We start from the raw sequence: 21,267 nt of genomic DNA, 5'->3' as shown, positions 1-21,267 counted from the left end.
CACGGCCCCACCCCAGAGCAAAGGTGCGCGATGTCCACCCTGACCTACCCGGAGGCGATAGGCGTCGGCCTGTTGCAGGGCGTCACGGAACTCTTCCCGGTCTCCAGCCTCGGCCACAGCATCCTGCTCCCGGCCCTGATCGGCGGGAAGATCCAGCAGGACCTCGACATGACCGCCGACGGCTCGTCCTACCTCGCCGCCCTGGTCGCCCTCCACCTGGCCACCGCGCTCGCCCTGGTGGTGTTCTTCTGGCGGGACTGGGTCCGGGTGGTCAGCGGCCTGATCAGCTCGATCCGGCACCGCCGGGTGGAGACCCGGGACGAGCGGCTCACCTGGCTGCTCATCCTCTCCACCATCCCGGTCGGCGTGGCCGGCCTGGTCCTGGAGAAGGCGCTGCGGCACGCGCTCGGCAAGCCCGTACCGGCCGCGGTCTTCCTCGCCCTGAACGGCCTGGTGCTGCTCGGCGCCGAACGGCTCAAGCGCGGCGGCACCGGCCGCCGCCGGGCCGGACACGCCGCCCCGCCGGTCGACGAACCCGGTCTGGACCCGGCGATCGCCTCCGACGCCCGGCTGACCAAGCTCAGCTTCGTCCAGGGCGCCTGGATCGGCTCCGCCCAGATCCTCGCGCTGTTCCCCGGCATCAGCCGCTCCGGCGTCACCATGAGCGCCGGCATCCTGCGCGGCCTCCACCACGAGGACGCCGCCCGGTTCTCCTTCCTGCTCGCCACCCCGGTCATCCTGGCCGCCTCGGCGCTGAAGGTGCCCGAGCTGTTCAAGCCGGAGAACTCCGGCGTCCTCGGCCCGGTCGCGGCCGGCAGCGTCGCCGCCTTCGTGGCCGGCTACATCTCGGTGCGCTTCCTCACCAAGTACTTCGAGACCCGCAGCCTCACCCCCTTCGCCGTCTACTGCTTCCTGGCCGGCGTCGGCAGCGCGATCTACCTGTCGATCTGAGCCATTCCACCCGCTACGGGCCGTCCGGCAGGGTGCCGGGCGGCCCGTCGTGCTTCGGGCGGGGGTTACGCGGTGAGGCCCAGGGTGGCCAGGCGGGTGGGGTCGGTGAGGATGTCCAGGCCGGTGATCCGGCCGTCGTGGATGGTGAAGGACATGACCGACAGCGGGCGGCCGTCGGCGAAGGACACCACCCCGGGCGAGCCGTTGACCAGGACCAGGCGGGCCTCGGCGGCGAACCGGGCGAAGGCGACCGCCTGGGCGGCGACGTCGGCGGCGCCCAGGCGCAGCACGCTCGGCACCAGGGTGCCGCCGTCGGAGCGGGCCAGCACCTCCGGGGCGAGCAGGAGCAGCAGGGCGTCGAACTCCCCGCCCCGGGCGGCGGCCAGGAAGGCCTCCACCACCGCGCGCTTGCGGGTGTCGTCGGTGTCGGCCGCCGGGGTGGCGCCCTGGACCCGGCGGCGGGCGCGGCTGGCCAGCTGCCGGGTCGAGGCGGCGGTCCGGCCCAGCACCTCGGCGATGCCGTCGAAGGGCACGTCGAACATGTCGTGCAGCACGAAGGCCACCCGCTCCGCCGGCGAGAGCGTCTCCAGCACCACCATCAGGGCGATCCCCACCGAGTCCGCGACCAGGATCTCGTGCACCGGGTCCAGCGTCGCCAGCCCGCTGACCACCGGGTCCGGCAGCCGCACCTGCCCGTCCTGCTCGGGCAGCGGGTCCTCCCGGCGGGAGGCGCGGGAGCGCAGCTGGTCCAGGCAGATCCGGCCGACCACGGTGGTCAGCCACGCCCCGAGGTTGCGCACCTCGGAGACGTCGGAGCGGCCGAGCCTCAACCACGCCTCCTGGACGGCGTCCTCGGCCTCGGCCAGCGATCCGAGCATCCGGTAGGCCACCGAGCGCAGTTGGGGCCGCTCGGCCTCGAACCGCTCGGCCAGTTCGGCCAGTTCGGCCGGCCGATCCGCTGGAAAGGTTTCCTCGCCCATCTGTCACACCTTCGCGTCGGGATCCGTCGGATCAGTGACGGACGCTGACCGAACCGAAGGAGATCACGATCACCACCACCTCCGCCACCACCGCCCGGCGAGACCGACGAGGAGCCGGCCGGCGCCACCCGATGACCTCCGGCCACGCGAGAATGGGCGCGTGAACGGCTCCTGGACCGCCTTCGGCGGCGACCTGCACCTGGACCTCACCGAGCGACGCGCCGCCGGGGCCGGGCTGCGGGCCGCCCTGGAGGACGCGCTGCGGGAGGCCGTCCAGGACGGGCGGCTGGCCCCCGGCACCCGGCTGCCCTCCTCCCGGGCGCTCGGCGAGGACCTCGGCATCGCCCGCAACACCGTGGTGGAGGCGTACGGGCAGCTCACCGCCGAGGGCTGGCTCAGCTCCCGGCAGGGTTCCGGCACCACGGTCGCCCGGCGGGCCGTGCCGGTGCGGGGCGGGCGGGCGCAGGGCGGGTCGACGCGGACCGGGCCGGTGCGGGGCGGGCGGGCCGCACCGGCGCCGGTGCGGCCGACCGTCCGGCACGACCTGATGTCCGGCCGGCCCGACCTCTCGCTGTTCCCCCGCACCGCCTGGCTCGCCGCGGCCCGCCGCGCCCTGGCCACCGCCCCGCACGAGGCGCTCGGTTACGGCGGCCCGCTCGGCCGGATCGAACTGCGCGAGGCGCTCACCCACTACCTGGCCCGGGTCCGCGGCGTCCGCACCGACCCGGACCACCTGCTCGTCTGCAACGGCTTCCAGCAGGGCTTCGGCCTGCTCTGCACGGCCCTGCGGGAGCGCGGGGCGCGGGCCCTGGCGGTCGAGGGGTACGGGCTGCCGCCGCAGCACGCGGTGGCCCGGGCCGCCGGTCTGTCCCCGGTCCCGCTGCCGCTGGACTCCGACGGCGCGCTGGTCGACCGGCTGGACGCCCGCTGCGGCGCCGTCCTGCTCACCCCCGCCCACCAGTACCCCACCGGGGCACCGCTGTCCGCGGACCGGCGGGCGGCCGCGGTGCGGTGGGCGCGCGAGCAGGACCGGTACGTGATCGAGGACGACTACGACGGCGAGTTCCGCTACGACCGGCAGCCGCTGGGCGCGATGCAGGCGCTCGACCCGGAGCGGGTGGTGTACGCCGGGACGGCCGCCAAGAGCCTCGCCCCGGGCCTGCGGCTGGCCTGGCTGGCCCTGCCGGACGCGCTGGTCGAACCGGTCGCCCGGCTGAAGGCGCTGACCGACACCATGTCCCCGGTGCTCGACCAGCTGACGCTGGCCGAACTGATCACCTCCGGGACGTACGACCGGCACGTGCGGCGCTGCCGGCTGCACTACCGGCGCCGCCGCGATCGGCTGGTCGCTGCGCTCGCCGAACACGCCCCGCAGGTCGAGGTCACCGGCATCGCGGCCGGGCTGCACGCCGTGCTCCAACTCCCGCCCGGCTCGACGCCGGAGGCCGAGTTGCTCGCCCGTGCCGAGGCCGCCGGCCTCGCCCTCGGCAGCCTCGGCTGGCACCGCGTCGACCCGACGGTCGCCGAGGACGCCGCCCCCGCGCTGGTGATCGGCTACGGCACGCCGCCGGAGCACGCCTTCCCGGCGGCCCTGGCGGCCCTGTGCGAGGTGCTGCGCACGGCCTGAGGGCGAGCAACAGGAGCACGGGTGCGGCCCGGGGCCTTCCGCCTCGCGCCGTTCCCCGCGCCCCTTTCGGGACGCGGGGAAACAGAGAGGAGAGGGGATCACGGGGAGAGCGCCCGTCCCCGACGGGGGTGGCGGGGGCGGGCGCCCGGTATGGGAAGGGACCGGGCGACTACTTGTTGCGGGTGCCCAGTTCGAACAGCAGGATGATGAACCCGGCGAAGAGGTGGCAGCCCACGGTGTAGATCACCAGGCGGTGGTAGACCCGCTTGTTGGCCCACTTGCCGGCGTCGACGGTCTTCGGGCCGGCCGCGGTGTCGGGGGCGGCGGCGGGGGCCGCGGTGTCGGCGGGGGCAGCAGTGGTGGTGGGATCGGCCATGGGGATCTCCTCCGGGGTGTGCTGACGGCGGGTCAGTGGGCGGCGGGGCCGCCGCCGAGGCAGAGTTCGCCGCCGGGGCTCTGCAGCAGGGTGTGGACGAAGAGCAGTTCGACGCCGGAGCCGGACTCGGCGGCGATGCAGTGCGGGGTGAGCGAGTCGTAGTGGGCGGAGTCGCCGGGGGCGAGCAGGTGGACGCGGTCGCCGAGGGTGACCCGCAGCTCCCCGCGCAGCACGTACAGCCACTCCTCGCCGGGGTGCACCCGGACCACCGAGTCCTGGACGCCCGGCGGGACCTGCACCCGCAGGGCCTGCATGGCGCGGCCGGGGGCGCCGGCCCGGCGGTAGCCCCAGCCGCCGGCCCGGCCGGGGTCTATGGCGCCGCCGCGGACCACCGGGTCCGGTTCGACCATGGCCTCGCCGAGCAGTCCGGAGACGGACGTGCCGTAGGCGCGGGCGAGACCCAACAGGACGGGCAGCGAGGGCTGTCGGCGCCCGGTCTCCAGTCGGGACAGATAGGCTGGGGAGAGACCGACCCGGCCGGCCGCGACCTCCAGGGTGAGCCGGCTGCTGAGCCGGTGCTCGCGGAGGCGGGCGGCGAGGCCCGCGACCTCCTGGTCGTCGGACTGGTCGCCGTCGGCGGGGGTGCCGGTGGAGCTGGTGGTCATGTGACCAGTGGACACCCCACCTGCCCAGCGGGCAAGAATTTTGCCTCAGAGGCAAAGAGGCGGAGACTCCGGCTCACGGCCGGGGCACGTTCCGCAGGTTGCTGCGCGCCAGGTCGACCATCCGCCCGACCCCGCCCGAGAGCACCGTCTTCCCGGCCGCCAGGGCGAAGCCCTTCAGCTGGGCGGCGGTGATCCGCGGCGGGATGGACAGCGCGTTGGGGTCGGTGACCACGTCCACCAGCGCCGGACCGGGCCGCTCCAGCGCCTCCGCCAGCACCTCCCGGACCCGGGCCGGCTCGGTGACCCGCTTCGCCGGGATGCCCATCGCCCGGGCGATGCCCGCGTAGTCCACGTCGCCGTTGTCGATCTCGAACTCCGGGTAGCCGGAGACCAGCATCTCCAGCTTGATCATGCCGAGGGCGCCGTTGTTGAAGACCACGGTCTTCACCGGCAGCCGGTGCTTGACCACCGTGAGCAGTTCGCCGAGCAGCATCCCGATCCCGCCGTCCCCCGCCATCGCGACCACCTGCCGTCCCGGGCAGGCCAGTTGGGCGCCGATCGCGTGCGGGAGGGCGTTCGCCATCGAGCCGTGCAGGAAGGAGCCGATCACCCGGCGGCGGCCGTTCGGCTGGAGGTAGCGGGCGGCCCACACGTTGTTCATGCCGGTGTCCACGGTGAACACCGCGTCCTCGGCGGCCACGTCGTCCAGCACCGAGGCCACGTACTCCGGGTGGATCGGCAGGTGCTTGTCGATGTCCCGGGTGTAGGCGCCGATGACGTCCTCCAGCGACTTGCAGTGCTTGCGCAGCATGCCGTCCAGGAAGGAGCGGTCCGACTTGGCGTCCAGCAGCGGCAGGACCGCCCGCAGGGTCGCCGCGACGTCCCCGTGCACGGCCAGCTCCAGGGCGGTGCGGCGGCCCAGCCGGGTCGCGTCGTGGTCGACCTGGACGGTGCGGGCCTGCGGCAGGAAGGAGTCGTACGGGAAGTCGGTGCCGAGCAGCAGCACCAGGTCGGCCGAGTGCAGCGCCTCGTGGCAGGCGCCGTAGCCGAGCAGCCCGCTCATCCCGACGTCGTACGGGTTGTCGTACTGGATCCACTCCTTGCCGCGCAGCGAGTGCCCGATCGGCGCGTTCACCGCCTGGGCGAGCGCCAGCACCTCGCCGTGCGCCCCGCGCACCCCGGCGCCGCAGAACAGGGCCACCCGGCGGGCTGCGTTCAGCAGCCGGGCCAGCTCCTGCACCTGCGACCAGGGCGGCGCGGCGACGGCCTGCTCGGTGAGGAAGTGGCTGGTGCCGGTCGGCCCGGCGGCCGGGAGGGCGGCGACGTCCCCGGGGAAGGCCAGCACCGAGACGCCGTGCGAGCCGAGCGCGTGCTGGATCGCGATCCGCAGCAGCCGGGGCAGCTGGGCGGGGGTGGAGAGCAGCTCGCACCAGCTGCTGCAGTCGGTGAACACCCGCTCGGGGTGGGTCTCCTGGAAGAAGCCGGTGCCGATCTGGCCGGACGGGATGTGCGAGGCGAGGGCGAGCACGGGCAGGCCGCTGCGCTGGGCGTCGTACAGGCCCTGGATGAGGTGGGTGTTGCCGGGGCCGCAGGAGCCGGCGCAGACCGCGAGCCGGCCGCTGAGCTCGGCCTCGGCGGCGGCCGCGAAGGCGCCGGCCTCCTCGTTGCGCACGTGCACCCACTGGATGCCGTCCGCCCGGCGGATCGCGTCGACGACGGGGTTGAGGCTGTCCCCGACGACGCCGTACACCCGCTCCACCCCGGCCTGCCGGAGCACCTCCACCATCTGTTCGGCCACGGTCGCCACGGGCGCTTCCCTTCGCTCGGCACGGGTCCCCTGCAGCCTCGGACAGGGCGGGGGCGGGCGCACACGGGGCGGGTCGAACGGGTGAGCGGGATGTGGTGGCGCGCGGGGCCGGGGGCGGCCCCGCGCGGGTGGGGCTACTCGGCGGCCAGGTGGTCCTGCTGGCCGAGCTTGCCGGCCACCAGGCCGGCCTGGGGCTGGCGGCGGGCGGGTTCGCGGCCCGGCGGCTGGGCGCAGCGCTCCTGGGCGGGCGGGACGGTGGTCGGCAGGGTGACCGGGGAACCGGCCTTGACCTGGACCGTCCCGCCGTCGTGCCGCAGGTGGATCACCTCGCCCCGGCGCAGCGTGTAGGTGGTGGACTCGTGGCTGATCGTGACGCCCAGCAACTGCCCGCGGACCAGCAGCGAGAAGCTCAGCCGCATCAGCCCGGAGGGCAGTCGGGGCCGGAAGTCCAGGGTCTCGCCGTGGTCGCGCAGTCCGCCGAAGCCGGCCACCAGGGCGATGCAGGCCCCGGCGAGCGAGGCCATGTGGAGGCCGTCGCGGGTGTTGCCGCCGAGGTCGTGGAGGTCCATCAGGGCGGCTTCGGCCGTGTAGTCGTAGGCGAGGTCGAGTTGGCCGACCTCGGCGGCGATCACGGCCTGGGTGCAGGCGGAGAGCGAGGAGTCGCGGACGGTGAGCCGTTCGTAGTAGGCGAAGTTGCGGGCCTTCTGCTCGTCGGTGAAGGCGTCGCCGCGGACCTGCATGGCGAGCACCAGGTCGGCCTGCTTGACGACCTGCTTGCGGTACAGGTCGAAGTACGGGTAGTGCAGCAGCAGCGGGTACTTCTCCGGCGGGGTGGACTCGAAGTCCCAGACCTGGTGGTGGGTGAAGCCGTCGGCCTGCGGGTGGACGCCGAGGTCCTCGTCGTACGGGATGTACATCGCGGCGGCGGCGTCCCGCCAGGCGGCGGTCTCCTCGGTGTCGACGCCGAGTTCGGCGGCCTCGCGCGGGTGGCGGACGGCGGCCTCGGCGGCGGCGCGCAGGTTCGTCTGGGCCATCAGGTTGGTGTAGACGTTGTTGTCGGCCACCGCGCTGTACTCGTCGGGGCCGGTGACGCCCTCGATCCGGAACTTTCCGGCGGTGTCGTGGTGGCCGAGCGAGCGCCACATCCGGGCGGTCTCCACCAGCAGTTCGAGGCCGTACTCGCGCTCGAACTCCTCGTCGCCGGTGGCCCGGACGTAGCGGGCGACGGCGGTGGCGATGTCGGCGCCGATGTGGAAGGCCGCGGTGCCGGCCGGCCAGTACCCGGAGCACTCCTCGCCGCGGATCGTGCGCCAGGGGAACACCGCTCCGGCCAGGCCGAGTTGGGTGGCCCGCTCGCGGGCGAGCGGGAGGGTGGTGTGCCGCCAGCGCAGGGCCTGGTTGACGGCGCTGGGCAGGCAGTAGGTGAGCACCGGCAGGACGAAGGTCTCGGTGTCCCAGAAGCTGTGGCCGTCGTAGCCGGGACCGGTCAACCCCTTGGCGGGGATGGCGCGTTCCTCGCTGCGGGCGCCCGCCTGGAGGACGTGGAAGACGGCGAACCGGACGGCCTGCTGGAGTTCGACGTCGCCCTCGATCTCGATGTCGCTGGTCTCCCAGAACTCCTTGAGGTAGTCGGCCTGTTCGGCGACCAGGCCGTCCCAGCCGGTGTACCGGGCGGCGTTCAGCGCGGCCTCGACCTGGTCCCGGACGGCGGGCAGCGAGCGGGTGCCGGACCAGCCGTAGGACATGAACTTGACCAGCCGCAGCCGCTCCTGGGGTTCCAGCACGGTGGTGACGCTGATCCGGCAGTGGTCGGCCTCGGCCTCGGCGACGGTGTCGAGCCGGTCCGGCCCCTCGATGACGTGGTCCATCCCGGCGGCGACCCGGATGCCGCTGAACCGGGTGCGGTGCACCAGGACGGCCTTGGTGCCGGTGGCGTGGTGCGCCTCGGGCTGCAGCGGCGCCTCCAGGACGGCGGCGGCCCGCGGGTCGCCCTCGGGACCGCCGGGCAGCTGCTCGTTGGCGACCAGTTCGGACTGGAGCACGATCCGCACCGGCCCGTCCACCGCCTCGACGCTGTACTCGACGGCGGCGATGGCGCGTTGGGTGAGCGAGACCAGCCGGGAGGAGCGCACCCGGATGGTCCGCCCGGCCGGCGAGGTCCATTCGCACTCGCGGTGCAGCAGGCCCTCGCGGAAGTCCAACCACCGGGTGTGGCTGACGAGTTCGCCGTAGCGCAGGTCGAAGGGCTCGTCGTCCACCAGCAGTCGGATGATCTTGCCGTTGGTGACGTTGATGACGCTCTGGCTGGACTCCGGGTAGCCGTAGCCGCCCTCGCCGTAGGGCAGCGGGCGCAGTTCGAAGACGCCGTTGAGGTAGGTGCCGGGCAGGCCGTGCGGCTCGCCCTCGTCCAGGTTGGCGCGCAGGCCGATGTGGCCGTTGGAGAGCGCGAGGACGGACTCGGCGCGGGCCATCGAGGACGGGTCGACGCCGTGCTCGGTGATCTGCCAGGGATCGATGGTGAAGTTGTCGGCGGGACTCATGCCTTCTCATCCCCCAGCAGCTCGGCGAGGTCGTCGACGACCACGGTGGCGCCGTCGCGGCGCAGTTCGGCGGCCTGCCCGGTGCGGTTGACCCCGACCACCGCGCCGAAGCCGCCGGCCCGGCCGGAGGCGACCCCGGCGAGCGCGTCCTCGAAGACGGCGGCGTGCGCGGGTTCGACGCCGAGCGCGCGGGCCGCGTACAGGTAGGTGTCCGGGGCGGGCTTGCCGGGCAGCGCCTGCTGCTTGGCGACCACGCCGTCCACGATCACCTCGAAGAGGTCCAGGATGCCCGCCGAGCGCAGCACGTCCCGGCAGTTGGCGCTGGAGGAGACCACCGCACCGGGCAGTCCGAGCGCGCGCAGCCGGTGCACGTAGGCGACCGAGCCCTCGTACGGCCGCACCCCCTGCTCGCGGATCAGCCGCAGCACGGTGTCGTTCTTGGCCCGGCTGATGCCCTGCACGGTACGGGCGTTGGGCGGGTCGTCCTCGGTGCCCTCGGGCAGGTCGATGCCCCGGCTGCGCAGGAAGGACCGGGTGCCGTCCAGGCGCGGGCGGCCGTCCACGTAGGCGTCGTAGTCGGTGACGGCGTCGAACGGGGTGAACTGCCCGCCGGTGCGGGCGGCTTCGGCGCGCAGGAAGGCGTCGAAGGTGTCCTTCCAGGCCGCGGCGTGCACGGTCGCGGTCTGGGTGAGCACTCCGTCGAGGTCGAAGAGGAAAGCGCGGATGTCGTCCGGTAGCCCCAGCATGGGTGCAGTCTGCCCCGGGAACGCGGGGGATGCCGCCCATTCCCGGCGGCGCGTCGCGGGAAGGGCGGCTTCCGGTCGCCGGCGCGGGACGACGCGCGGGCTCAGGGCGAGTCGGGCATCTGCGCCTCGGGCGACTGGATCACCGCGAAGACCGCGCCCTGCGGATCGTTGACCACGGCCATCCGGCCGGCCTGCATGTCGAAGGGCGGCTGGATCACCGAGCCGCCGGCCTTGACCAGGGCGTCCACCACCGAGTCGGCGTCGTCCACCAGGAAGTACGTCATCCAGTGCGAGGGGGTGCCGGGCGCCAGGTACTTGGGGATCCCCTGCATGCCGCCCACGGTGCGGTCGCCGACGTTCAGCGAGTAGTAGCCGTCCATGCCCTGGATGGTGGCCGGGCGCAGGCCGAGGGCCGGCTGGTAGAAGCCACCGGCCGCCCCGGTGTCGGCGGTGTTGAGCTCGTTCCAGACCAGCGCGCCGGGCTCGTTGACCACGCCCGCGCCGATGAAGTCCATCGCCTGCCAGACGCCGAACACCGCGCCGGTCGGGTCGGCGGCGACCATCATCCGGCCGATCGTGCCGACGTCCATCGGGTCGTGGAAGACGGTGCCGCCCGCGTCGGCGATGGCGGTCCTGGCGGCGTCGGCGTCGTCCGAGGCCAGGTAGGTGGTCCAGGAGACCGGAGGCAGCGGCTGGCCCTCGGGCGCCGACTGCGTCATGATCCCGGCGACCGGGCGGCCGTTGAGGGTGCACACGGCGTAACCGCCGAACTCGGCCGGGCCGACCTCGCCCTGCCAGCCGAACAGGTCGCGGTAGAAGTCGAGCGCGGCCTGCTGGTCGCTCGCCATCAGGTCGACCCAGCACGGGGTGCCGGGCTTGTACGGATCGGTCACTACGGGCATTGCTGGGCCTCCCGGAGGCAGTGGTGGCCGGCAGTGGTCGTCGGGCGGGCGCGGGGCCGGTCCGACCGGTGCGGCCGTCCGCGCGGGCGGCCGTACGACGGAGGTACACCGCCCACCTTCGGCCCGCCGCCGCGTTCCCGCCACCGGACGGCGCCCTGGCGGGCGAGGGCGGGGGCCGCTCACCGGGAGGCGGTGGTCACTGCTCGTCGTGGCGCAGCGCGGTGACGAAGTAGGGCTGCGCCTTGCCGCTCTGCGCGTAGTCCTTGAGCCGGACCAGCAGTTCGGCCCAGGTGCCGGCCACCATCGGGACGCCCGCCTCGCTGCCGGGCTGCCAGCCGCCGTGCCGGAACAGCAGCCGGGTGCGCTCGGGCGCCTCCGGCTGGTCGTCGAGGTCCCAGCTGATCCAGGTGCCGGCCCAGTGCGGCGGGAAGGCCCCGGCGTTGGCCCAGAGCACCCGGTCCCGGTCGGCCCGCTCGCGGCGCAGCCGGAACGGTTCGGGGATGCCGGGGAAGTCGAAGAGCAGCACGTCGCCCTCGCGGTCCACGGCGGTGGTCCACCAGCCGGTCAGCCCGTCGTGGGTGTTGAGCGCGGCGAGGACGACGTCGCGGGGTGCGGCGATGTCGAACTGCAGGGCGATCCCGGGCATGGGGTCCGCCTTCCGGTGACCGGTCCCTCCACGGCCCACCATGGCACGACCCCGGGACGTACGCGCCCCGGGGTCGTGCCGCTCACGGCGGGTGCGGTCAGCCGCCGCTGCCGTAGGTGGTGTTCGCGCAGATGTCGTCGTCCGCGGAGCGGGCGTCGTTGGTGACGGTGGTGGGCAGCGGCTGCGGGGCGCCCGGGGTGCCGCCGGTGGCCGTGCTGCCGCCGGTGCTCGGCGTGGCCGCGCCCATGCCGTTGGCCGCGGCGAAGTCCTGGCCGACGATCACGTTGATGCCCTTGCCGCTGCCGGCCTCGACGCTCGCACCCGGGAACAGCGCGGCGAGCTTCTCGGCGTTCGCCTTCTGCCCGGTGCCGTACTCGATCGTGGTGGTCTTGTACTTGGTGCTGGCCGCCTGACCGGCCGTGGTGGCCGCGTACTTGGCGCCCTTCAGCTGCTCGGTGGCCTTGCCGGCCAGGCCGTTGGCGAGGGTGCCGTTGTAGACCGAGACCCTGATCGAGGCGTTGGCCGGGTCCGCGGCCGGGGCGGCGGGCGTGCTGGGCGCGGCCGGCTGCCCGGAGGCGGGGGCGCTGGCGGCGTCCGGCTGCTGGCCGGTGGCGTTCTGGCCGTCGATGGTCTGGTCGGCCTTGAGGGTCTCCCAGAGCTTGTTGGCGTCCGGCTGGACCAGGTCGATGTTGGCGTCCTGGGTGCGGTAGCGCCAGGGGGCCGTCACGAACTTGAGGTCGTGCATGTCGATGTTCTTGAGCGACAGGCCGAAGGAGAGCAGCTTGTCGGCGGAGTCCAGCCCGGGGTCGACGGTCAGCGACTTGGTGGCCGCGTCGGCCAGCGGCAGCAGGGTGGTCGGGCTCAGCCCGTCCTTCTTCATCTTGGTGGCGAGCGAGCTCATGAAGGCCTGCTGGCGCTTCATCCGGCCGATGTCGGAGCCGTCGCCGATGCCGTGCCGCAGGCGCACGTAGTCGAGCGCCTGCTGGCCCTGCACGGTCTGCTTGCCCTGCGGGAGGACCAGGTTGCCCTTCTTGTGCAGGTTGGGGTTGATGTCCCCCTCGTAGATCGGCTTCGGCAGGCAGATGTCCACGCCGTTGACGGCCTTGGTCATCGCGGAGAAGCCGTTGAAGTCGACCACCATGGTGTGGTCGATCCGGATGCCGGTGACCTTCTCGATGGTGTTCTGGGTGCAGGCGGGGTTGCCGCCGTCGCTGCCGCCGACCGAGAACGCGGCGTTGAACAGGTCGTTGCCGCCCTTGGTCCACTTGCCGTTGGGCAGCTTGCAGGACGGTATCGGCACGATCGCGTTGCGCGGGATCGAGATGCCGACGGCGTGCTTGTGGTCGGCGTAGACGTGCAGCAGGATCGTGGTGTCCGAGCGGGCGCCGCCGTCCTCGCCGCCGCCGAGGTCGGAGTTGTTGCCGCCCCGGCTGTCGGAGCCGATCAGCAGGATGTTCACCGGCTTGTTGCCGTCCGCGTCGGCCTTGGCCTCGGGCGGGCGGTCGGTGGCTATCGCGTCGGCGTCGAAGGACTTGATGTTGGCGTTCAGCTTGTAGTAGATCGCGCCGCCGGTGCCCGCGATCAGCACCAGCACCCCGGCCGCCGACCAGGCGACGATCTTCTTGACGTTCTTCTTGGGCTTGGCGCTGCGCCGCGCCGCCGCCCGTCCGCCGCCGCCCCCGGCGTTGCCCGCGCCGCCGTCCTTGCCCGCGCCGCCACCGCCGCCCTTGCCCTGGGCCGCGCGGCGGGCCTCGGCCCGGCCTCCGGAGCGCGGGGCGGGCACGCCGCCCGCCTTCTCCTCCGCCGGGAGTGCCTCGGGCGCGCCCTCGTCCCGAGCCGGGCTCTCGCCCCTGCGACCTGCCATGCGCGTACCTTTCACCGACTCACCGACGGAAGCGACGCCCCGGACGATCTGGCGCACCGCACACAGGGAGACGGGCCGAGCCGTTCCCAGGTTGTACGTACGAAGGTCGGTACGGACCGACTATCGCGGCTTCCGATCATATTGAGATCAGATAAGAACACGGACCTCCGGTACACCAACGATCCCGGCAGTCACAGGACCATCCCGCTACAGACCGTTCGAAATCGCCCGATTCGGGCAGGTACGCCCGCGCGGGCGGATCAGAAGACGCAGGGGATGCCGCCGTCGGACTGGGCCTCGACCTTGGGGCCCTGCATCGGCAGGTTGGCGGTCGGGTCGCTCGGCGCCGCGCTGGGGGCGGCGGGCCGGTCGGAGGCGACACCGTCGAAGGAGGTGCCCAGGGTGACCACCACATGGCCGGAACCGGCCGAGGCGGACTCCGCGGCCGTGACGCCGTACCGGGCGGCGATCTGGTCGGCGGCCTCCTTGGCGCCCTTGCCGTAGGTCACCGTGGTGGCCTTCGGTTTGGTGTGCGCCGGGCCGGTCACCCCCTGCTTGAAGCCCAGGCCGACCAGGACCTTGGCCTCGTTGGCGGAGGACACCCCGGCGGCGGAGGAGGCGTTGTACACGTCCACGGTGGCCGGGGCGGCGGCCTGGGTGGCGGTCGGGGCGGCCGTGGGGGCCGGGGTCGCGTCCCCGCTCGGGGTGTCGCTCGGCGCGGGCGCGGGGGCGGCGGCGTCGGCGTAGCCGAAGACCTGCTTGACCACCTTCTGGATCTTCGACGGGGTGACCAGGTTGACGTCCTGGCCGTCCCGCTTCGCACCGTTGTCGTACGTCAGCGTGTTGAACTCCACGTTGCCGCCGGTCAGTGCCGGGGCCTGCTGGGCGAAGTCCAGCACGTTCCACTGGTTGTCGATCACCAGGTCCTGCTGCACCACGCCGAACAGCTTCTGCATCGCCCCGAGGTCGCTGATCACGCCCTGGGTCTTGAGCTTGTGCATCACCGAGGAGATGAAGGCCTGCTGGCGGTGGGTGCGGGCGAAGTCGTCGGAGTCCCCGTGGCCGTCGTTGAGGTTGTGGCGCTGGCGGACGAAGGAGAGCGCGTCGGCGGCGTTGAGGTGACTGACTCCGGCCGGGAGCTTGAGGCCGGTCCCGCCGCCCTCGTGGCCGGGGGTCCTGGCGATGATCGGGTCGTTCACCGGGTGGGTCAGGCAGACGTCGATCGGCTCCAACTGCTTGGCGATGTCGTAGAAGCCCAGCAGGTTGACCTCGGCGATGTGGTCCACCGGCTGGTCGACGAACTTCTGCACGGTCCGGATGGTGGCCGCCCGGCCCGCGTCCCGGCCGGCCTTCTCCAGGTCGGCGCCCTTGAGCCCCTTGGCCTTGGCGCTGCCGTTGAACGCGTCCTTGGCGTTGCCGTAGGCCTCCTTGATCTTGTGCATGCCCGCCTCCTTGCCGTCCGCGCCGTACGTCATGACGTAGTCGTCGCGGGGGATGGAGACCGCCTGCACCTTGCCGCCGTTGGCCGGTATGTGCAGCAGGATCAGCGAGTTGGTGTTGTAGCCGCCGATGCTGGAGTCCGCACCGGCGTGCAGGTCGTTCTGGACGATGGCCGGGTCGACGTCCGAACCGTCCATGTTCTTGCGGCTGTCCAGGCCGATCAGCAGCAGGTTGACCGAGTTGTCGAGGTGCTTGGGGGCGTCCTTCTTGGTCTGCTCGATCGCGTTGGACGTGGTCATCCCGTCGGTCAGCGAGGTGTACTCGTACCAGACCACCCCGCTGGCCGCGAAGACCGCGAAACCGACCGTGCAGGCCGCCACCCGGCCGGCGATCAGCAGCGGGGAGCGCTTGGGCCCCTCGGTCGCCCTGCGGGCCGCCGCCCGACCGCCCGACGGCGGCTCCTCGGCGTCCGGCTGCTGTTCGCTGTGCTCGGCCATGGTGTGTCCCCCGGCTCCGGGACCGTTCGGTCCGTGTTCGACAGGCATGGAGCGGCCAGCGAAACACAGAAACGGTTCGGGCCAAAGCGCTTCGCCGTCAAATTACCCACCCTGCACCCGATTTACCGCCGATTGCACCCGTCGGAGGGCGCCTCAGAGCCAACCGCGGCGCCCCGCCAGCAGGCCCGCCTCGAACCGGCTGCGCGCGCCCAGACGGTCCATCAGGTCGGCCATCATCCGGCGGGCGGTGCGCAGCGAGAGGCCGAGGTGCTTGCCGGCCGCCTCGTCGGTGTAGCCCTGCCCCAGCAGGCGCAGCAGTTCCTGTTCCTGACGGGTGAGGCCCTGCTCGTCGCGTTCGCGCGGGGCGCCGAAGGGGGTGGCGTCGGACCAGGTCTGGTCGAACAGCGAGACCAGGGCGGCGAGCACGCCCGGTGACGAGATCTGGACGGCGCCCTTGAGGGTGTTGGCCGGATCGATCGGGACGAGGGCGACCTGGCGGTCGATGACCAGCATCCGCAGCGGCAGCGCGGGCGCCGTCCGCACCTCGCAGCCCAGTCCGGTGAGCCACTCGGCGTGCTGGACGGTGGCGCGGTCCTTGCGCACCGAGTCCAGGTAGACGGTGCGCATGGTGACGCCGCGGGCGAGCAGGGCCTCGTTGTCGGGGCGGCTGGCCTGGAGGGAGGCGGCGGACTGGGCGCCGCCGGGGCTGAAGGTGAGCAGTTCGTCGCGGACCCCGCCGACCAGCTCCTCCATCCGGGCCTCGACGGTGGCCATCCCGAGCAGCCGCTCCAGCTGGCTGTCCTCCCGGGCGGACTCGTCGCGGAACTGGGCGAGCATGCCGGAGATCTCGGCCTGGCGGCGCTCGAACTCCAGTTGCGCGCGCTGCTGGACGGATTCGTAGTGGCGCAGCAGGGCGGGCAGGCCGACCCGCGGATCGACCGGGCGCAGGTTGCCGGAGAGCTCGCCCGGGTCCCCCTCCTCGCAGGGGCGGAGCAGGCGCAGCCCGGCGAGCTGGTCGAGGGCGGCGCGGACCTGCTCGCCGGTCAGGTCGAGCCGTTCGGCCAGACCCTCGACATCGAGCTGATGATCGGTCAGCATCAACCGGTAGACCGCCTGCGCGGCGTCGTCGATCCTCCGCGTCATCGGCTGCACCACTCCCCCGAGGCCGGTACCGATTTCCGGCACTTGGCCGGACAAGTCCGCTGCCCGATCATGCCAGGACGGGCAGGTCAGGACAACTGCGGAAGCGTTTCTTTCGGTGCGCCGGAAGAGCCCGTCGGGATAAAGGTAAAAGGAAGGCAATGGCACCAAGGTGCCACGGCGATCTTCCTGCCGCCCCGAACACCTTCCGGCAGCCCTCGACATCCTCCAGACTTTCGGTTGTCGGGGAGCCGCGAGCTCCCCCGCCGGGCCCGCCGATGATCACGGACCGTCATCACCGACGGCCGACCGACCGAGTCGGGGAATCGGCCGGCACCCGCTTCCGAACGTACTTTTCCTGGGGGATTTCCATGCTGCTTTCCTGCCGCAAGCTCGCCTGTACCGCCGCGGTCGCCGTGGCCGCCGCGGGCGGTTTCCTGGCCGGATCCGCACAGGCCGCGCCGAGCCCCGTACCGGCCGTCGGCCCCGCCACCACCTCGGTGCAACAGTTCACGAACCATCTCACCAACCAGCTCCGCCCGAGCCAGCTGCTGATGCTCGGCGGCGAGGCCACCCCGGCCGACTGGCGCTGGGGATAACCCTCCCACCAGCGGTTCGAGGCGCCTGACGCCTCCCGCCACGATCGACCGACGGGCAGTTCCCACCCGCCCGTCCGAGCGGCCGCGAGCCGGACGAACTCCGGACCGCCGCATCAATTGAATGTGCAACAAACCTGCCAGGAGCGACAGTGCCGGTCATCGAGCCGATTGTGCTGAACTTCTTCGGCCTCGAAATCGCCCTCGTCCAGGCCGACCGCGACGAGATCGCGTTCCATTTCGGGCCGCACCTCACCGGGAATTCCCGGGACCCCGACCAACTGCGGGTGGAATTCTCCGGCGGCCCGGGGAAGGGCGCACCCGGCGATTTCCTGGTGCGCCGCAGTGACGGAACGCCATTGCTGCGCCGCACCTGCCGGGGCTGGGGGAACGTCCCCGGCGCGGTGCCGCCGTTCGCGGCGCTCCAGGACCGGTTCTGCCTCACCCCCGCCGTGGTGCTCGCCAAGGGCGACGCCACCGTCGCCCTGGTCGGCGGGCCGTACTCGGAGCAGGCCAACGTGGGCGCCGCGCTGGCGCAGCGCTCCTGGGAGTTCGTCTCCGGACGACTGCTGGTGCTGGACCGCCGCACCGGACACGTGCTGCCCTACCTCGCGCCGCTGGAGGCGCGCGGGGCGGCCGCGGCCCGGCTGCGCGGCGCCGGGCTGCCCGAGGGGACGTGGCGCACCGTCACCTCGCCGGTCGGCGGCGAGGTGCTGCTGGTACGGCCGGAGAGCCTCGGCCCGGTCGTCCCGGTGCGGGCCCGACTGGCCCCGCCGGCACTCGTCCGGCTCTGCCGCAGCGTCGACGAGGAAGTACGCCTGGCACCATGGGAGTTCACCACCCGGACCTGGCCGGCCGGCTCCAGCGGCCTGCTCGCCGACGCACCGACGCACTGCCTGCACCTGCCCGGTGTGAGCGGGGCGGAGGAGGCGGCCGGCCTGATCGATCACGCCATGACCAAGGAGAAGGACGACCCGTGCCTCGACGTACCGGCTATGCCATCGGCGCACCGTGCTGGGCTGACTGCATCACTCCCGATCTGAGCGGCAGCCGGGAGTTCTACTCGGCGCTGCTGGGCTGGGAGTTCGTCACCGAGTCGCCGGACTACCAGCTGGCGGTGCTCGACGGGGAGGTCATCGGCGGCTTCGGCGCCGCCCCGGCCGGGCTGCCGCCGCTGGCCGCCTGGAACGTCTACCTGGCGACCGAGGACGCGGACCACTGCTGCACCCGGGTCGGGCTGCTGGGCGGGCGAGTGGTGATGCCGCCGGTGCCGGCCGGGGAGAACGGGCGGCTGCTGCTCGCCGTCGACCCCTCGGGCGTCACCGTCGGCTTCTGGGAGGGCGCCCGGGCCGAGGGCGTGGTGCTCGCCGACGAACCGGGCGCGATCTGCGGGCACGAGCTGCGGGTGCCCTCCGCGACCCGGGCCGAGGACTTCTACGGGTCGCTCTTCGGCTACCGACTCGGCCCGGAGGGGGAGTTCACGCTGGACGGCGTCCCGCACGCCCGGGTGGTGGAGAGCGACCAGGGCCGGCCGTGCTGGCTGCCCCACTTCGGCGCGGCCGACCCGGCGGAGACCGTGCGGCAGGCGGTCGGGCTGGGCGCCCGGCTGGTCCGGCCGGGTCGGGAGCAGCCGCCGGTGCTGCGCGACCCCTGGGGGGCGGAGTTCGGCGTCGTGGCGGCGGGCTGAGCCGCCCCGGCCGCGGCGCCGCGCGTCACAGCCCCCGCCCTGAGTCACAGCCCCCGCCCCGCGTCACAGCCCCCGCCTCGCGCCTCACAACGCCTTGACGGCGGCGCCCAGTTCGGGCCTCCCCTTGATGGCCAGCTTGCGGTAGATCCGGCCCAGGTGGGTGTCCACGGTGCGCTTGCTGAGGCAGAGCCGCTCGGCGACCTCCAGGTTGCTCAGGCCCTGCAGCACCAGTTCGGTGACCCGCCGCTCGCTCGGCGTCAGCCGGACCGGCCCCGCGTCGCGGGTGCCGATGGCCGGGCCGCCGCGCGGCTCGGCCGGACGCGGCCGGGGGTCGCCGCCGGGCAGCGGATCGGCCGCGATGGTCCGGGCCGCGGCGTGCTCACCGAGCGCCTGGTAGGCCTGGGCCGCGTGGGTGCGCCACGGCACGCAGGCCGGGTTGGCCACGCCGCGGGCGGCCAGCTGGTGCCCGCACTCCAGGAAGAGCCGCAGCGCCTGCTGGTGGTCGCCGCGCTGCGCGGCGACCAGCCCGCGCGCCTCCAGCAGCACCCCGCGCAGCAACGGATGCGCCTCCGCGGGCAGTTCGACCGCGGCGAGGGCGGCGGCGTCCACCGGCAGGCCGCGCCGCAGCCGGGCCCGTACCGCGAGCGCCCGGGCGGCGCCCGCGAGGTCCTCGGCCCGGATCTGCCCGGCCAGTTCGGCGGCCTGTTCGGCGTCGGCGAGGGCGGTGTCCAGCCGGCCCTGCCGGTGGGCGATGTCGGCGCGGGCCAGCAGGGCGAGGGCGAGTTCGGCGCGGTGGTTCCAGCGCTGGGCGGAGCGGACCGCCCGGCCGACCCAGGCGGCGGCCTCGTCCAGGCGTCCGGTCCAGGCGTAGGCCATCGCCGCGCCCAGCACGTCCGTCCCGGCCTCGGCGGGCGAGACCCGGCGCACGCAGCGTCCGGCCAGCCGCACGGCCGTACGCGGCCGCCCCCCGGCTGCGGCCAGCGCGGCCAGCGCGCCGAGCAGGGCGGTGGCGGCGGGTGCGGCGGGCTCGGCCCGCAGTGCGGCCAGGGCGGGCCGCAGCGCGGTGCGCCGGCCGGTCAGCGCGGCCTGGGCGGCGAGCGGCAGCAGCAGGTCGGCCGGTGGCGGGCCGGCGGCGGTCCGCGCCCCGGCGACCAGGGTCCCGGCGACCAGCGCTCCGGCGGCCTCCGCGAAGGGGACGGCGGCGGCGCCGGCCGCGCTGAGCGCGAGCACCGGCCCGGTGAACGGCCGCAGCAGTCGGGCCCGTTCGACCGGGTCGGGGGTGGCGGCCAGGCCGGCGGCGCAGCGGGCGGCGGCGGCCACGTCGCGGTGGAGTTCGACGGCGCCGAGCTGTCCGGTGAGCGAGCGGACCAGGTCCGGGTCGGCGGCGTCGGCGAGGGCGCGCTGGAGGTAGCGGGCGGCGTCGTCCCAGTGGCCGTCGGCGGCGGCCTCCTTGGCGGCGGTGCGCAGCACCGGGACGGCCCAGTCCAGTCCGGTGGTGCCGGAGGACATCAGGTGTTCGGCGGTGCGGGCGGCCGGGGCGCCGAGGCGGGCCAGCAGGGCGGCGGCGCGCTCGTGCAGGGCGACCAGGACGCGCGGGTCGGTGCGGGCCAGGACGGCGGTGCGGACCAGCTCGTGCCGGAAGGTCTCGGGCGGGCCGGGGTCGATCAGGTCGGTGCGGCGCAGCGCCTCGCGGGCCTCGTCGGCGAGCAGTTCGCCCTGGCCGGTGAGCAGGGCGGCGGTGGCGAGGTCGGCGTCGGTGCCGAGCACGGCGAGGCCGGTGAGCAGTTCGGCCGCGCGGGGGTGGCTCTGCCGCAGCCAGCTGAGGGTGGTGTCGGCGAGGGCGCCGGCGCCGATCCGCAGCACGATGTCGAGGTCGGGCGATCCGGGCGGGATCCGGGCGGCGGCCAGGCGGGCGGTGAGTTCCTCGACCACCAGGGGGTTGCCCCGGGAGAGGTCGTGGCAGACCGCGGCGAGTTCCGGGTCGACCGGGGCGTCGAACTCCTCGGCGACGCGTTCGGCCACGCAGCTGTCGCAGAGCGGGCCGGGGGTGAGGGTGCGGGCGTGGCGCAGCGCGGCGAGTTCGGCGGCGAGCGGGTCGGCGGCCTCGTCGGCGGTGCTGGCGAGCAGGGCGACGGGCAGGCCGTCGAGCCGGCGGGCGAGGTAGGAGAACCACTGCCGGGACTCCTCGTCGGCCAGGTGGAGGTCGTCCACGGCCATCACGACGGGGGTCCGGGAGGTGAGCGAGCGGGCCGCGTGGAAAAGATTGCTCAGGACCCGTTCGCGCCCGTTTCCGGCGTTTTCGGTGCGCGCCCCGGAGGTTCCGTGAACTGTGCCCGGAAGGGCTTCGGTGAGGAATTCGTCGGGTGATTCGCCCAGGAATTGGGAGGCGGCCGTCGAGCCACTTGTCATGCCCATGAAAGGGTCGAAGAGCTGGCGCACCACGCCGTACGGAAAGTCCCGTTCGTTGGCGTGACATCGGGCCCGCAGCACCACCGCCTCGCCCGGTATCCGGGCCAGCGCGGCCCGCAGCAGCGCGCTCTTCCCGATCCCGCGCGGGCCTCTGACCAGCACGACAGCGGATCGACCCACCCCCGCGCCGGCCACCGCCCGGGCCAGCTCGGCCAGCTCCGTCTCCCGGTGCAGCAAAACTCCAGTCGGCACCGCAACCCCCCGTCGTACGCGCCTGCGGACACACCAATATCGCCTCCGGCACCCCCCTGTCAATGTTCCGGGCTAATACGTACGGGGCTACGTACCGTCCGCGCGGAATACGTAATTCCGCTCGATGCGTAACTCGACCACC

17 protein-coding genes are annotated in these 21,267 nt (G+C 73.7%); 5 read left to right on the top strand and 12 right to left on the bottom strand.

Annotated features, from left to right (window positions below; all coding sequences use genetic code 11):
- Positions 1-30 precede the first annotated feature (30 nt).
- Positions 31-951: an undecaprenyl-diphosphate phosphatase gene (locus ABTZ03_RS15950; protein WP_350513549.1), complete on the top strand. Its 921-nt coding sequence runs from the start codon at positions 31-33 to the stop codon at positions 949-951.
- Between the two features lie 65 nt (positions 952-1,016).
- On the opposite strand, the gene sigJ is transcribed toward ABTZ03_RS15950, so the two are convergent.
- Positions 1,017-1,931: an RNA polymerase sigma factor SigJ gene (sigJ, locus tag ABTZ03_RS15945; RefSeq protein WP_350513548.1), complete on the bottom strand. Its 915-nt coding sequence runs from the start codon at positions 1,929-1,931 to the stop codon at positions 1,017-1,019.
- A gap of 160 nt (positions 1,932-2,091) precedes the next feature.
- Here sigJ and pdxR point away from each other — a divergent pair, with 160 nt between their 5' ends.
- Positions 2,092-3,558 (top strand): MocR-like pyridoxine biosynthesis transcription factor PdxR, encoded by a 1,467-nt coding sequence (gene pdxR, locus ABTZ03_RS15940; RefSeq protein WP_502894481.1) that lies wholly within the window; start codon positions 2,092-2,094, stop codon positions 3,556-3,558.
- Positions 3,559-3,727: 169 nt separating this feature from the next.
- On the opposite strand, the gene ABTZ03_RS15935 is transcribed toward pdxR, so the two are convergent.
- The 10 genes from ABTZ03_RS15935 to ABTZ03_RS15890 all read right to left on the bottom strand — a co-directional run bounded on the left by ABTZ03_RS15935 (position 3,728) and on the right by ABTZ03_RS15890 (position 16,184).
- On the bottom strand, positions 3,728-3,934 hold the full coding sequence (locus ABTZ03_RS15935) for a DUF6126 family protein (protein ID WP_350513547.1): 207 nt from the start codon (positions 3,932-3,934) through the stop codon (positions 3,728-3,730).
- A 32-nt stretch (positions 3,935-3,966) separates the two neighbouring features.
- Positions 3,967-4,599: a helix-turn-helix domain-containing protein gene (locus tag ABTZ03_RS15930; RefSeq protein WP_350513546.1), complete on the bottom strand. Its 633-nt coding sequence runs from the start codon at positions 4,597-4,599 to the stop codon at positions 3,967-3,969.
- Positions 4,600-4,672: 73 nt separating this feature from the next.
- The gene (locus ABTZ03_RS15925) at positions 4,673-6,385 is read right to left on the bottom strand and encodes a pyruvate dehydrogenase (RefSeq protein ID WP_502894483.1); all 1,713 of its coding nucleotides are present in this window, start codon (positions 6,383-6,385) and stop codon (positions 4,673-4,675) included.
- A gap of 155 nt (positions 6,386-6,540) precedes the next feature.
- The gene (locus ABTZ03_RS15920) at positions 6,541-8,946 is read right to left on the bottom strand and encodes a glycoside hydrolase family 65 protein (RefSeq protein WP_350513544.1); all 2,406 of its coding nucleotides are present in this window, start codon (positions 8,944-8,946) and stop codon (positions 6,541-6,543) included.
- A complete protein-coding gene (locus ABTZ03_RS15915) occupies positions 8,943-9,692 on the bottom strand; it encodes an HAD family hydrolase (protein ID WP_350513543.1) in 750 nt (249 codons plus the stop codon). Before ABTZ03_RS15915 ends, ABTZ03_RS15920 begins: the two co-directional genes overlap by 4 nt.
- 101 nt (positions 9,693-9,793) lie before the next feature.
- On the bottom strand, positions 9,794-10,594 hold the full coding sequence (locus tag ABTZ03_RS15910) for a VOC family protein (protein ID WP_350513542.1): 801 nt from the start codon (positions 10,592-10,594) through the stop codon (positions 9,794-9,796).
- Between the two features lie 196 nt (positions 10,595-10,790).
- Positions 10,791-11,240 carry an SRPBCC family protein gene (locus tag ABTZ03_RS15905; RefSeq protein ID WP_350513541.1) on the bottom strand — a complete coding sequence of 150 codons (450 nt, stop codon included), beginning with the start codon at positions 11,238-11,240 and terminating at the stop codon, positions 10,791-10,793.
- A 97-nt stretch (positions 11,241-11,337) separates the two neighbouring features.
- Positions 11,338-13,104 (bottom strand): LCP family protein, encoded by a 1,767-nt coding sequence (locus ABTZ03_RS15900; protein ID WP_350513540.1) that lies wholly within the window; start codon positions 13,102-13,104, stop codon positions 11,338-11,340.
- Between the two features lie 260 nt (positions 13,105-13,364).
- Positions 13,365-15,041 (bottom strand): LCP family protein, encoded by a 1,677-nt coding sequence (locus ABTZ03_RS15895; protein WP_350513539.1) that lies wholly within the window; start codon positions 15,039-15,041, stop codon positions 13,365-13,367.
- A gap of 153 nt (positions 15,042-15,194) precedes the next feature.
- Positions 15,195-16,184, bottom strand: coding sequence for a helix-turn-helix transcriptional regulator (locus ABTZ03_RS15890; RefSeq protein ID WP_350513538.1), 990 nt, complete (start codon positions 16,182-16,184; stop codon positions 15,195-15,197).
- 368 nt (positions 16,185-16,552) lie between these two features.
- On the opposite strand from ABTZ03_RS15890, the gene ABTZ03_RS15885 reads away from it, so the two are divergent.
- The 3 genes from ABTZ03_RS15885 (at position 16,553) to ABTZ03_RS15875 (ending at position 18,464) form a co-directional block, all read left to right on the top strand.
- Positions 16,553-16,780, top strand: coding sequence for a hypothetical protein (locus ABTZ03_RS15885; RefSeq protein WP_350513537.1), 228 nt, complete (start codon positions 16,553-16,555; stop codon positions 16,778-16,780).
- Between the two features lie 149 nt (positions 16,781-16,929).
- Positions 16,930-17,820 carry a hypothetical protein gene (locus tag ABTZ03_RS15880; RefSeq protein ID WP_350513536.1) on the top strand — a complete coding sequence of 297 codons (891 nt, stop codon included), beginning with the start codon at positions 16,930-16,932 and terminating at the stop codon, positions 17,818-17,820.
- Entirely contained in the window at positions 17,754-18,464 is a 711-nt protein-coding gene (locus tag ABTZ03_RS15875; RefSeq protein WP_350513535.1) for a VOC family protein, read from the top strand. Before ABTZ03_RS15880 ends, ABTZ03_RS15875 begins: the two co-directional genes overlap by 67 nt.
- Before the next feature lie 84 nt (positions 18,465-18,548).
- Here the strand turns inward: ABTZ03_RS15875 and ABTZ03_RS15870 are convergent, their stop codons facing one another.
- On the bottom strand, positions 18,549-21,125 hold the full coding sequence (locus tag ABTZ03_RS15870; RefSeq protein ID WP_350513534.1) for an ATP-binding protein: 2,577 nt from the start codon (positions 21,123-21,125) through the stop codon (positions 18,549-18,551).
- Between the last annotated feature and the right edge of the window lie 142 nt (positions 21,126-21,267).

Source organism: Kitasatospora sp. NPDC096077, from assembly GCF_040303245.1.
Lineage (GTDB): Bacteria > Actinomycetota > Actinomycetes > Streptomycetales > Streptomycetaceae > Kitasatospora.
The sequence above is the reverse complement of the archived record's forward strand: the minus strand, read 5'-3'. Positions and strand labels throughout refer to the sequence as shown.

What these genes read in the sequence shown, in the direction of transcription:
- ABTZ03_RS15900 (WP_350513540.1), bottom strand. Translation starts at nt 13,104, where the DNA reads ATGGCAGGTCGCAGGGGCGAGAGCCCGGCTCGGGACGAGGGCGCGCCC.
- ABTZ03_RS15895 (WP_350513539.1), bottom strand. Translation starts at nt 15,041, where the DNA reads ATGGCCGAGCACAGCGAACAGCAGCCGGACGCCGAGGAGCCGCCGTCG.
- ABTZ03_RS15935 (WP_350513547.1), bottom strand. Translation starts at nt 3,934, where the DNA reads ATGGCCGATCCCACCACCACTGCTGCCCCCGCCGACACCGCGGCCCCC.
- ABTZ03_RS15915 (WP_350513543.1), bottom strand. Translation starts at nt 9,692, where the DNA reads ATGCTGGGGCTACCGGACGACATCCGCGCTTTCCTCTTCGACCTCGAC.
- ABTZ03_RS15890 (WP_350513538.1), bottom strand. Translation starts at nt 16,184, where the DNA reads ATGACGCGGAGGATCGACGACGCCGCGCAGGCGGTCTACCGGTTGATG.
- ABTZ03_RS15930 (WP_350513546.1), bottom strand. Translation starts at nt 4,599, where the DNA reads ATGACCACCAGCTCCACCGGCACCCCCGCCGACGGCGACCAGTCCGAC.
- ABTZ03_RS15925 (WP_502894483.1), bottom strand. Translation starts at nt 6,385, where the DNA reads ATGGTGGAGGTGCTCCGGCAGGCCGGGGTGGAGCGGGTGTACGGCGTC.
- ABTZ03_RS15920 (WP_350513544.1), bottom strand. Translation starts at nt 8,946, where the DNA reads ATGAGTCCCGCCGACAACTTCACCATCGATCCCTGGCAGATCACCGAG.
- ABTZ03_RS15885 (WP_350513537.1), top strand. Translation starts at nt 16,553, where the DNA reads ATGCTGCTTTCCTGCCGCAAGCTCGCCTGTACCGCCGCGGTCGCCGTG.
- sigJ (WP_350513548.1), bottom strand. Translation starts at nt 1,931, where the DNA reads ATGGGCGAGGAAACCTTTCCAGCGGATCGGCCGGCCGAACTGGCCGAA.
- ABTZ03_RS15910 (WP_350513542.1), bottom strand. Translation starts at nt 10,594, where the DNA reads ATGCCCGTAGTGACCGATCCGTACAAGCCCGGCACCCCGTGCTGGGTC.
- ABTZ03_RS15950 (WP_350513549.1), top strand. Translation starts at nt 31, where the DNA reads ATGTCCACCCTGACCTACCCGGAGGCGATAGGCGTCGGCCTGTTGCAG.
- ABTZ03_RS15905 (WP_350513541.1), bottom strand. Translation starts at nt 11,240, where the DNA reads ATGCCCGGGATCGCCCTGCAGTTCGACATCGCCGCACCCCGCGACGTC.